Annotated in this window: 6 protein-coding genes, 1 tRNA gene and 1 pseudogene; 6 read left to right on the top strand and 2 right to left on the bottom strand. The window is 38.8% G+C overall.

The genetic code is table 11. The annotated features are described in order from the left end of the window. Positions 1-372: 372 nt before the first annotated feature. Positions 373-6,207 carry an autotransporter outer membrane beta-barrel domain-containing protein gene (locus tag BN202_RS07965; RefSeq protein WP_034987891.1) on the bottom strand — a complete coding sequence of 1,945 codons (5,835 nt, stop codon included), beginning with the start codon at positions 6,205-6,207 and terminating at the stop codon, positions 373-375. Between the two features lie 199 nt (positions 6,208-6,406). On the opposite strand from BN202_RS07965, the gene BN202_RS07960 reads away from it, so the two are divergent. The 5 genes from BN202_RS07960 to BN202_RS07940 all read left to right on the top strand — a co-directional run bounded on the left by BN202_RS07960 (position 6,407) and on the right by BN202_RS07940 (position 10,256). After that, complete coding sequence (locus BN202_RS07960) at positions 6,407-7,357, top strand: siderophore ABC transporter substrate-binding protein (RefSeq protein ID WP_019220121.1); 951 nt, start codon at positions 6,407-6,409, stop codon at positions 7,355-7,357. Positions 7,358-7,463: 106 nt separating this feature from the next. Further along, on the top strand, positions 7,464-8,420 hold the full coding sequence (locus BN202_RS07955) for an ABC transporter permease (protein ID WP_019220120.1): 957 nt from the start codon (positions 7,464-7,466) through the stop codon (positions 8,418-8,420). After that, entirely contained in the window at positions 8,413-9,363 is a 951-nt protein-coding gene (locus tag BN202_RS07950; RefSeq protein WP_019220119.1) for an iron chelate uptake ABC transporter family permease subunit, read from the top strand. Before BN202_RS07955 ends, BN202_RS07950 begins: the two co-directional genes overlap by 8 nt. Beyond that, on the top strand, positions 9,360-10,118 hold the full coding sequence (locus tag BN202_RS07945) for an iron ABC transporter ATP-binding protein (protein WP_019220118.1): 759 nt from the start codon (positions 9,360-9,362) through the stop codon (positions 10,116-10,118). Before BN202_RS07950 ends, BN202_RS07945 begins: the two co-directional genes overlap by 4 nt. A gap of 64 nt (positions 10,119-10,182) precedes the next feature. Next, positions 10,183-10,256, top strand: a tRNA-Gln gene (locus BN202_RS07940). Positions 10,257-10,753: 497 nt separating this feature from the next. Here BN202_RS07940 and BN202_RS09545 read toward each other — a convergent pair. Beyond that, a pseudogene (locus BN202_RS09545) lies at positions 10,754-11,235 on the bottom strand (late control protein); the annotation flags it as partial. Between the two features lie 209 nt (positions 11,236-11,444). On the opposite strand from BN202_RS09545, the gene BN202_RS10005 reads away from it, so the two are divergent. Continuing rightward, positions 11,445-13,105: hypothetical protein (locus BN202_RS10005; protein ID WP_034987888.1), on the top strand; the 1,661-nt coding region annotated here is incomplete at its 3' end.

Below are 13,105 nucleotides of genomic sequence, written 5' to 3'. Positions count from 1 at the left end.
TACGCTATAACAAAGTGAATGAAAAAATGATTTAAATCAGAAAAAAACTCTCAAAAACGAGCTTTAGAAAGCATCAAATATTATAGTAGATAATATCAATATGGTATCCAAAAAGATACCATAACACATACTGGACTCATGCACGCTTAAAAAACCCATACAAGTGAGTCACTCTATCACTTCAGCAGCAGAGCACAAATTTTAAGAAATTCACTTTAGCATAGAAAAACGTGCTCATGCGTACAATAAACTATGTCTTTTTTTATTCATATCAAGAAGACAAGAATCTTTTAAGAACAACACAAATTGTTATAAAGAAAAAAGGCAGCACAATGTGCTGCCTTTTCTAAAAAGTATATCCTGTATCTTATATTAGAACTGATAACGTACACCTCCGGAGAAACTTGCTCCAGAAAAACCAGCCTTATTAAGCTTATGCTGATAAAGAATATCAGCATGCAGAGATAACTGTGACAACAATTTGGCATTAAAGCCTACCCCTGCCTCTAGTGAAGAACCAAACGCTCCTAACTTGAAAGCATCCTTGAAATGCACAGACTGTTTTTCTCCAAAACCATAAGCAAGATAAAGCTTACCATAGAAAGCAACAGCATTCACAGCTTCAGAACCTATAGGATTCTTGGTTAAACGTCCACCAACACGAGCCACCCATTGATCAAGACTACCCATTTCAATATCAAAATCGTCAATATCACGAGCCTTATTAAACTGGAGATGTTGATACACAACCTGAACCTGCGGATCAAAAACAAAGCCTTTATATCCTGTTGCAACTGTCTGACCACTGATCAAAGAAACACTCAAAGGATTAGCTTTCAATGTTGCTGTCTTGCCCCGTGCAAGAGTGAGAACATCCCCTTTGAACAGACCATAAGATAAAAGACCATCTACATAGAAGCCTGCATTATGCTGCATGCTACCATATGCTGTTGCCGTCCATTTATCAAATGCACTCTTCTGACTTTGCTCAACATCCAAAGGCTGCAGAGAAAGTTTTCCATAAGTTCCCATAACCCCAAAGGACAGAACACTATCAGTATTTTCAATAGTTTGTAGATGCACACCTGCCTCTACGCCACGATAGTCAAGATCACCATTATAACCATATTCAAGTGCAGATAAATCTGAAGCATAACGGTAACTTCCACCATAGCCGCGTAAATATAAAGCAGGATTTTCACGAATCTCTACCATTCCAGTAGAAGTCATCCGCAAAGCCTCTAACTGCTTGTTTTGATTGTTAATATCCATCAAACCAGCATGGAATACACTATTAGGCAAGAGCAGATAAGTTGGCACTTGTGGCACAACAGACCTGACAAATTGACCAGGAAGGGCAGCAAATCCAACAGACTTAACATACTGATTTTCTAAACGGAAGTTCCAAAACGCTCCACCATCCTTAACAAACTTCTGCTGAGCATGCTCCTGTTTTGAAGTCGTTTCAGGACCATAAGCACGAAGAGTGTATTTGTAAGGTGAATTCCTCAGCGCAACATAATTGCCCTTGAGTTGGAAAGAATCTTTCTTTGCTTGACCATAGACTTGAATAACTGAAACACTGTGAGCAATCTTGGCATTTGCTTGATCATTTCCTACATTGCCCGCATTTCCTATTACCTCTATTTTTGTTTTTCCAGAAACATCACCATGAATGACAAGCCGATCCGTTACTTGTTGGTCACTTGGATCATGAGGATTTAAACGAGCATTGAGAGAAATTACAGCACTCCCCTGTGCCTCATAAACTGTGCCTTTCCCGTTTCCAATATGGAGAGTCTGATATTTCTTTTCAGATTCCAAAAGCTTAAACTCAATAGCACTATCTACAAGACTTAAAGAAGACACATATCCCAAATCTGGCGTACCCAAATTATTTTGAGCATCTCTTTCTATAATCCACTCTGATCCATTAACTAAATCTAATTTTGCATAAGAATCTTTAGTAACGCGAACCCCGCCCTTAACAATAGAGCGATCAACAGAGACTCGTATATCAGAATTATTTTTAGCTTTCAACAACAAATCACCAGCAAGAGTTGTTCTACTTTTTAATGAAACACGACCACTAGAATTATTACCATAGATGGCTATACCCTTTGCAACTTCAAAATGAGTTTGTTTCAACGAAACTGTCCCTATTATGCTTATAGGTGTTTTTTCCTGTTTGGAAACAGCATTCCGCTTAACAACATTTGCTTTCAGAGTTTCTAAACCCTTACTTTGATTTTGTTGACTCCCTTCTTTCAGTGTTAGCCCATCAAAATAGATACCATAGGTTCCTTTACCCTCCACTCTAACAGTAGAAAACTCGATATTCGCGCGATTCACAGCGGAACGAACCTCAGAAGGCCTCTTTTTCCTAGAAGAACCCGTATCAACACCATTATTGGTCCCCCTAATCCATAAAGCATTTCCATCAGTAACAACATTTCCATTCTTAAAATCAACAGAAGCATTATCACTCAACAGAAAGGCTGCACGTCCAAAATTCTTTGTAGAATCTAACTTTCCTTCTTCTTTTTTTACAGTAATGTTAACGTTGTCTAACTTAACGCTACCCTCAGCTTCTGACCTTACTGCCACACCCTTTGCCTGAACGATAACCCCAGATTTCATGGTTATTTCACCACCTTGACTAGCCAGCCCCGCTACAGCCAAATCCCCTACCATATTAATTTTCGTATTAGTTAAATTAACAGATGACCCAGAATCTGCCAAAACGCCCACATAACGAGCATTGACCCTTCCATCATCCATCTTAGTCTTTCCACCCCTTTGCGCCTCAAGTCCAATCACAGAAGACTGAATTGTGGAGTTTTTTTCTAAAACAACTTCTGCCTTGTCTTCTGCAAGCACAGCACTCACCGCCTGTGTTTTATTAATATTTCCACTGCCAGAAAGATCTGTACCACGAATTGTGGCTGCCTCTAACTTAATAGCCGTATTCTGATTTTTGGCATGCACAAGATGTTGATTTTTACCACTTTCCTTCAATGTAAGGTTTTTTAATGTGTGAGATTGACCATCGCTGCACAAATAAGGAGTTTGTGATCCCTGCTTACCATTTTCCCCTGTAGTATCATCACATGTAGAAGAAACTGCTTCCTTACCAGTATCACCAACAGGCGGAATAGATGCAGAAGGCACCTCAAATCTATCAGACGATACAGGATTTTTAAAAATAATATATTGTACTGTACCAGACCTTCCTACAGTAGACTGTGCAGCAGCCGATCTTATAGGTGCAAGCATTTTAGATCTCCCCACTGAACTTTCTGAAGATGCGACAGATGCTGAACTTCCAGATGAAGAAGGTATTATATCTTCAAATATATCAGATCCCCCAAGATCAGCAGATGAATCATTTCCAGTTAAAAAAACAGACACCTCATCTCCAAATTCTTCAAGATCTTCATCATCCTCTTCCTCAAGCTCAACAAAAGAAGGTATTATATCCTCAAATATATCAGATCTCCCAAGATTAGCGGATGATTCAGCCACTTCAAGTGAAGCAGATGCAGAAGAGTCTAAAGTTCCCGAACTACTAGATGAAGAAGGTGGAATGAGTAAAAATGTACTATCTCCAGATTCTTCAAACTCTTCCCCAAACTCTTCCCCAAACTCTTCCCCAAACTCTTCCCCAAACTCTTCCTCCTCTTCCTCAAGCTCACTAGATAATTCAGCCACTTCAAGTAAAGAAGATGCAGAAGAGTCTAAAGTTCCCGAACTACTAGATGGAGAAGGTGGAACGAGTGAAGATGTACCATATCCAGATTCCTCCTCCTCTTCCTCAAGCTCTTCCTCCTCTTCCTCCTCCTCTTCCTCAAGATCACTAGATAATTCAGCCACTTCAAGTGAAGCAGATGCAGAAGGGGCTAAAGTTCCTGAACCACTAGATGGAAAAGGTGGAACGGGTGAAGGTATACTATCTCCAGATTCTTCACCAGAAGCATTATCAACACCTGTATCAGACAGACCACTAGGTACAGAAGAGAGAACTGGTCTATCACTAGTAGCTGTCACTATTGGCGTATCACCATCTCCTTCAGATATCTCATTTGAAACTTCACGTGTAGAATCCAGAGGAGCTGAAGGAGGAAGCCCATTACCAGGCGACTCAGCTCTTGCAAGATTAGGCGGTGAAGAAATAGACTCTCTTATTCCAACAGTATTTTCATTTTTTTCTGAAGAACATGTATTAGGCTTTTCAGTCGTCGTATAGTTCTCATCTTCTAAGCAGAAATACCACTTTCTGTCTTTTTCATAAGCATGAAGAACATACTTATAAGGTAAATTTCCTAGAGTGACATAATTATCTGCTAAAATAAAACTACTCTTGTTTGCCTCTCCTAGCACTTCAATAAGTGAAATACTCTGAAATTTATCCGTATCTTCTATTATAATATTATCATGCTGACTTGTACCTCTACGGACAGAATTATTCACATACACTTTAGTTTGTCCAGAAACATTACCATGAATAAAAAGTTGATCAGACAGACTATCATCATTCAAAACAGGGGTCAGAAATACATTAAAGTAAATCCCTGATTCTCCTTCAGCACTGTAAACCGTGCCATTCCCCTCTTTTCCTATATAAAGTTTTTGATAATCTTGCGCATTCTGTACATGCATAAACTTAATAGAACTATCTTTAAGATTTATAGACGAAATATATGTATCTCCACGACTTTCTGAAGACGAAGAAATTTTACTTTTTGATAACAGCCATTGTGAGTTATCGGATAAATAAAGTTTAGCAACAGCATCGTCCTCAATACTTACCCCTCCTATAATCGTTGACCTCTGAGAAAAAACAGATAGCTTAGAAGTCGATTTAGCTTTCAACAATAAATCACCGGAAATCCTTGAGTTTTCTTTTAAAATAACATAACCATTCAAATCCTCACCATAAATAGCAATACCTTTTTCAACATTGATGTTAGTATTTCGCAACGAAACCACGCGCGCGCTCCTGCTCGGATTACTCTCTTTAACATCCCCAGTAATATTTTTAAAAACTATACCATAAGAATTTCTCTCATCCACGATAATAGTTGACCTATCCATACTCGCACTAATCTTCCAAGGAAGATCATACGTTCCATTTATAATAGGCATCATAGAACTAATAGTTGTAGCAACATTAGTCCAACGTTCATCTTCTTTATCAGCCAAGAATCCCTTTATTCCAAACATTCTAGGATCAGATGGAGCAGATGGAGCAGATGGAGATGAAGCAGATAAACCAAGGAGAGGACTATCTTTACTGATCCACAAAGCAGAACAATCACCACTACAAGTATAAGTCCCATTATTAAAGAGAATAAACCCCCCATGTATTAGAAAACCAATATCCTTAATTTGCCCCCCATTATTCACATCTTTCGCGTCTTCTCCTGCAGCGGCTGTAATCTTAACTCCATTTAAAATAACAGATCCATTATTTCCCGCCATAGCCCCTATACCACTGCCCTTAAGATTTATCATTGCAGACGCCATCAGTATGTCAGATTCATCACTGTACAATCCCAATACTGGGGTAATAATATTTGAATCTTTCAACGCAATAACCGAATGTGATATGGCTGCAGCTCCTATAAGAGAATTGGAGATGTCCTCTCTATTGACAAAAATTAACTGATGGTCTTTAGCTAAAACCCCAATAATATTCTCGCTCTCTCCACAAGTGGACTCCTCAGTTCCAGAAACGGACGGATTTATCGGCCCCCAAAAACCGGATAGATTGAAACTTAATCCATCTTTAAGAGGACCTTTTGTTGCAACACCTAGACCTTCTCCACCACTAGAATTACCTAGCACATTTCCAGCTTCTCCCGACATTAGCACAGCAGGACCAGCAGCAGGACCAGCAGCAGGACCAGCAGCAGGACCAGCAGCAGGAACAGCAGTAGGACCAGCAGTAGGACCAGCAGTAAGAACAGGACCAAGAACAGGACCAAGAACAGGACCAGGAACAGCAGGAATAGCTGGATCAGCTGGAATAGCTGGAATAGCTGGATCAGCTGCAGATACAAGATCCCAGTCCATCCTCTTCCCCCACGAGTCGCCCAATTCAACCGCCATTGCATTCGCACTCGTAATTTGTAATTGTAAAGAAAAGAAGAGAGCACTCGTTGTTAGTGCGTACAGACGTGTACGCTTTTTAAATACATTGATCATATGTTAAACTTTCTAAATATGTCGCAAAAACACTAGAATTAAGTGAAAATGAGATAGGAGAACATTTTGTAACATACATTAGTCAATTTTACAACATAGTGTTATTTATTGTTGCTTCATTTTGCGCAAAATAAAATTGCCTAAGTTAAGTTTTAAGTGCACAACCCCTTGTAATATCAGATAAAAGGATAAAATCACGATGATAAAATATATGAAAAGCGTGACTTCTGTCTTACTTGTTGCAATTAGCTTTGCGACGGTTTTATGGACACAGACAAGTATTGCAAATACGAGTAGTCAAACAAATGTAACAATTGTTCATGTTTCAGGCACAACTTCTGTTCCCACCTCTCCACAAAAGGTGGTGGTGTTTGATATTGCTGCGCTTGACAATATGAATCGTCTTGGTATCAAAGCTGTTATCGGCATTCCTGAAGGAAAAAAACCTTCCTATTTGCAACAATTTAATGACGAAAAATATGAAAAAATTGGGACTCTTTTTGAACCAGATTATGAAAAAATTGCCACTCTTCGGCCTGATTTAATTATTATTTCCTCGAGAACTCAAACCAAATATAAAGATTTATCCAAAATAGCTCCAACCATTGATCTCACTGTAGGAAATGAAAACTCTCTTGCAGATATTGAACGGAATGTGTCTATCCTTGGAAAAATTTTTGGCAAAGAACAGGAGGCAGAAAAGGAAATTGCAAAACTCAATGAAACTTTAGCTGAGGTCCGTAAAAATACCCAAGGAAAAGGTACAGGGCTCGTCCTCATGACCTCTGGTGGAAAAATCAGTGCTTTTGGACCAAAATCACGTTTCGATATTTTCCATTCAGCTTTTGGAATTTCCCCTGCAACCGATAAACTCACCGTACAAAAACATGGACAACTCATTTCTCCTGAATTTATTCTTGAGACTAATCCTGATTGGTTATTGGTGATTGATCGGGATGCCGCAATTGGACGGGAAGGACAATCCGCAGCACAACTGCTTAATAATGAACTTATTCATCGCACAACAGCCAGCAAACAAAAGCAAATTATTTATTTGGACTCTTGGAGCTGGTATCGTGCAAGTGGTGGTTTGACGGGACTTCTTGAAACCGCTAAACAAATCAATGAAGCCTTTACAAAGAGCAAATAAGCACACAAAAAGAGCTTGCTTGCTATATCAATAAAATTTAAAAGCAGAGGTTGTTTATGAAACGACTTTTGCTTTTTTGTTAGGTTTTGTGAGAAAATGATTTAACGTGAAGAATTACTGGATAACCATAACACTTTTAATTTTTTTATCCATCTTCAGCATTTTTGTTGGTTATTCTGATGTCACGCCTTCTAACCTCTTCGCAGCCGATCCCCATGCATGGTTTCTTTTCTGGCAAACACGGCTTCCTCGTACAATTGCCGTACTTTTGACAGGCGCAGCACTTGCCCTTTCAGGCATGATTATGCAACTGTTGACACGCAATCGCTTTGTTGAGCCATCAACCGCTGGAACCGTTGAATCTGCTTCCTTTGGCATTCTTTTTATTATGATTTTTCTGCCCGATATTCCTGTTTTAGGAAAAATGGTCGTTGCGACACTTTTTGCCATGACGGGCACTTTGCTTTTTATATTTTTATTGCGCCGTATTCCTCTAAAATCTGCTCTCATTGTACCTCTTACAGGAATTATGTTAAGCTATATTATTGGCTCTTTAACCAATGCCATTGCAGATTATGAAATGTTACTTCCTTCTCTTCAAGCTTACTTATTTGGCAGTTTTGCCATGATACTTGAGGGTAAATATGAACTTTTATGGCTATCCCTTCCCCTTTGTATTCTAGCCTATTGTACTGCTGATCGCTTTACGGTTGCAAGCTTAGGAGAAGATTTAACCAATAACCTTGGATTGAATTATCGTGTTGTCATGTTTTTTGGTCTTTTTATTGTCGCTTCAATCACTGCTGTTATTGTCTGTACCGTCGGCCGTATTCCTTTTGTTGGATTGATTATTCCAAATATTGTTTCAAGTTTCATGGGAGATAATATGCGCCATACCGCTCCTTGGGTAGGCATCAGCGGTGCAGGATTGGTCTTGATTGGTGATCTTTTAGGACGAATCATTCACCCATCTTTCGAAATTCCCATAAGCACCATAATGGGCGTGATTGGTAGTTTTATTTTTATGATACTGCTTTTACGCTGGAGAAAACGTCTTGGATAGAAGAAAAAAAACAATATGTGTACTAACAACGCTTATCATCATAACATGTACTGTTATTAGTCTTTACATGACGTGGAATATCAATGTTTATACATGGACATTCCGTCTTACAAAACTTATCTCTTTGCTTCTTATTGCCTATGCAATAAGCGTTTCTACGGTTTTATTTCAAACAATCGTCAATAACCGTCTTCTAACCCCTTCAATTATGGGATTTGATCAGCTTTATATTTTAATAAAGACTGTTTTGATGTATTTTGTAGGCTCTCTTTCTTTGCCTTTTTTGAATGAAGAAGGACAGCTCATTCTTGAATCCCTCATTCTCATTCTTTTTTCCATAAGCCTTTTTCGCTGGCTATTTTCAGGAAGTCTAAAAGGGCTTCACTTAACACTTTTAATTGGTGTTGTTTTAGGCGGTTTTTTTTTCAGTTTACGAATGTTTATGCAATTGCAATTAAATCCAGACCAAATGATGAATTTAACGGATATTATGTTTGCAAATTTTAATAAATTTAATACGTCGCTCATAAGCTTTGCCACAATCATTGTTTTTATTGTGAGTCTTGTTGGTTGGCGCTCACGCTATCTTCTTGATATTCTTTCTCTGGGACGAGAAAATGCACTAAACCTTGGAGTAGATTATCACAAAAGCGCTACAGCTATTCTGATTTTTGTTTCTATTCTTGTATCGATTTCCACCGCACTTGTAGGACCTGTTACCTTTTTTGGATTACTCGTTGCCAATCTTGCTTATGAACTTTCCCCACAGGTAAAACATGGAGTTGTTGTGCCAATTGCAATATTATTGGCAATTATTTGTTTGGTAGGGGGACAATTTATTTTAGAGCAAATTTTTCACATGGCAGGACGTTTAAGTTTTATCATTGAGTTTTGTGGAGGGATTGTTTTCTTAATGTTACTGATGAAGGGAAAACTAAAATGATTGAGATCAATCATCTTTCCAAGACTTACGGAGCACGATTGATTATCGATAATTTATGCCTTCATCTTCCCAAAGGGGGAATTATTTCTCTCATTGGTCCCAATGGTTCTGGAAAATCCACTCTTTTAATGCTGATAAGGCGTCTTTTACCGCACCACAGCGGTACAATTAATATCGACGGTTTTGATATTGATAAAATGCCTCATGATATTTTGGCACAAAAGCTCTCCATTTTGCGTCAAGATAATCCTTTATCCTTCCGTTTAACGGTGTACGATTTAGTGAGTTTTGGACGCTATCCTTACTCAAAAGGTTGGTATAATAAAGAAGATAAGCAGTTTATCGACAGTGCGCTACGCTATCTCGGCTTACAAGATTTAAAAGACTATTTTTTAGATGAGCTTTCTGGGGGGCAGCGTCAACGCGCTTTTATTGCCATGGTTATCTGCCAAGATACTGATTATCTTCTCTTAGATGAACCATTAAACAATCTGGATATGAAACATGCCGTTTCTATGATGAAGCAGCTACGCCGCACAGCTGATGAACTGAAAAAAACCATTCTGATTGTGATGCATGATATTAATTTTGCTTCCTCTTATTCAGATATGATTGTTGCACTAAAAAATGGGAAAGCAGCCTATTGTGGGACTCCCAAAGAAATTATGCGGCCAGAAATTCTTAAAGATATTTACGATATGGATGTTCAGATCAAAACAATCAATGATATTCCTATCGCTCTTTATTATCAATAATCATAAAGATTTTTTGCGCTTGCCTACATTGTAGAATCTGCTAGAGATGATAAAATTATCTTATTGGGGAATAGTTTAATGGTAGAACAGCGGACTCTGACTCCGTCAATCTTGGTTCGAATCCAAGTTCCCCAGCCAAATTCACTGTGTAGCTTGCCAGCAGGTTTTGTATATTTTTCCACTAGGTTTTGTAGCAATTTATTTTGTTTCACATGATTTTTAAGGGGTTCTCAAAGGGTCTTCAAAGACCTTTCAAAGATCATTTAAGGCCTCTTTAATGAGTCTTTATTTTTCTCTCTTAAAGATCGCAATTTTTGATGATCAATCATGAGCAGGAATCGTATTATAAAGAATCGTATGATTTAAGAAGCAGCATGCATAAAATGGTATAGTTCCTTTTAGCATAAAATGCGTGATAGCTTTTCGGATTTCTGAGGCATTATTAAAACAAAAGAAGCTTTGAGGAATTGGGTAGACATTACCCTATTGCTGGCCTCATGCAATTAGATCAACTTGATCCTACTGCTCTCTCTCACTCAAAGTGCAAACATTGCACTTTGAGTGAGAGAAACATCACGACCGATCAAAGGAGCAGGTTGCACCTTTGATTTTCTGTTTCTAACATGTTTAATTTTTCAAGCCTCTTTTCCCTTATCTGGTGCCTCTAAGGTTATTTCTGTGGTGTATCCGCTTTGCTTTTCATAGCGGTGGGTCACGGTTGCGGCTTTCCATGGGCCATTGATTTCTCTGCGAAACCCTTGCAGGAGAAGCGGTTGATCCGCCATGATTTCAGGGCGTATCCCTCGAGGCTTAAAGAACCACTACCCATCGCACGGCAAAGCCTATCCGACTCTGGGAAGGAGCAAGCAGCTTGTGCTTCGACCTCACAGGGGTAGCACACGTCCGCAAACGGCGAATGGGGCCCGTATACCCTGTGCGATGCGTAACGACGTGCTTGTTGTCCTTTTGCGCAATCAAAATACCGTGCTTCTATCATGCCATATTGGCTGCGAGGCTCTAGTGTAAATTCCCAATGTGAACACTCATGTTGATGAATTGTCTGGAGGGGAAGATTGTCTCCGCTTAAAAATAAAAACTTATTTTTAAGTATAATAAAAATACATTATTTGCTAAATTAAATATTGCGTATTTAACGATAAATTCAACTTTAACTTTGACAGAGAAAACAAAATAAATTATCAAAGCTATGAGTAATTAACGAAAAGCAATATCTATTTCTGTTCTTCTTTTGAAGACTGCGGGGAAGTAAATATTAGGGGCTTTAAAAGGAGAGTATTCGTGTATAAAAGATTCCTTCTGTCATCTATGGCGACAGCAGCTATTGTGCTGTTGAATATCCAATTCAATGTCCATGCTGAAACTCTTGAAGTTTCTGGAGAAGGGCAAGTAGTCACTGGAGAAACCGGAAAAGCCTATGAAATTATTCACGCAGAAAAAGGTGGAAAAATCACTGGTGAAAATTTAACAGTAACCGGAAATAAAAATACCAGCGAAGGATCGGCCACTTCTTCTCTAGGCGTACCTTCTCTAGAATCACCAGCAGCTGTAACAGCTGAAGGCAAGGATAGTATAATCACATTAACGGGGGATAAAACAACCATCCAAGGAACTGATTTTGACATTAATCTTGGTCTTGAAGCAAAAGACAATGGCATAATCAATATAACCGGTGGAAAAGTAAATGCAAAAGAAATGGCATTATTTGCAGGTAATGGCGGACATATTACGGTCAAAAATGTCGTTCTGTCAGCGAAAAATGACGAAGGTTTTGGTGTAGTCGTCACTGCTGGAGATAAAAGCACGATTGAACTGCAAGGAAATACAAAGATTGAAAATGCTGTAGTCGGACTAACTGCAAACAACGATAGCACAATCAAAATGACCGGAGGATCTATTACAGCTTCTGGAGGTGGGGCTGCTTTCTTAAACAGTAAGAGTGATGCAAACGAACTGGATGGAGTGACGATATCCAGTAGTAATAATGAAGAATCACTGCTATTTGGAATCGGCGCAAATGACAGCATAGTCACATTAAAAAATGTAATTGTCACTAAAGCAGAAACAGGCATATTTGCGAATAATTCTAAACTAGAAGTTTTTGGGGGAAAATTTAATGGAAAAAACCAAGGCGTGCATAGTTTAAACGGTGGCTCTGTTATTTTAAATAAAGGTGAAAAAGGTGGTGCTGCAATTACATCAACTGATGGAACAGGGCTTCTTGTAGAAGGTAAAAACTCCACAATTAAAATAACGGGGGGAAATGTAACCGGAAATCAAGCGGCATCTCTTGCAAAAAATAAAGGATATATCGAGATAAAAGATACTACTTTAAAAGCGACAGGAGACGGAGGAACCGGTGCAGGTGCTAGCGATTCTGATAGCGTAATTAAACTAAGTGGAAATACAACAGTTGAAAGTACTTTTGTTGGCCTTGGTGCAGCAGATGGCGGCAAAGTCGAGATGACTGGAGGAACAGTAACAGGAAATCAAGCAGCATTATCTGCAGTACAGGGTGGACACATCGAGGTCACAGATGTTTCTCTAAAAACAAATATAGAAGGATTTGGTGCACGATCTATCGGTCCTAACAGCATGATTGAATTGCACGAAAGCACAACAGTTGATGATGCTGCAATCGGGCTTTTTGCACAAGATGGCGGTACAATCAAAATGAGCGGTGGTTCTATCACAGTAGCGGGTGATATTGCAATTGGTGCGAACTTTTTAAACAACAGTAAAGAAAACAAACTGGAAGGTGTGACAATATCAAAAAAAGAAGGTGATACATCCTCATTTTTGGGAGTAAATGCCATCAATAACAGTCAAGTCACGTTAAAAAATGTCACCGTAAAACAAGCAGAAATCGCTATAGGTGCAGATGATCACTCTATAGTAACAGTCTCTGGAGGGTCATTTAATTCAAAAAATGTAACAGTAACTTCTCACAATAACAGTGCCATTACGTT

Origin of the sequence: Bartonella florencae (assembly GCF_000312525.1) — a bacterium.
GTDB classification, from domain to species: Bacteria; Pseudomonadota; Alphaproteobacteria; order Rhizobiales; family Rhizobiaceae; genus Bartonella; species Bartonella florencae.
Note: the sequence above shows the minus strand (reverse complement) of the source record. Positions and strands in the feature narration are given on the sequence as shown.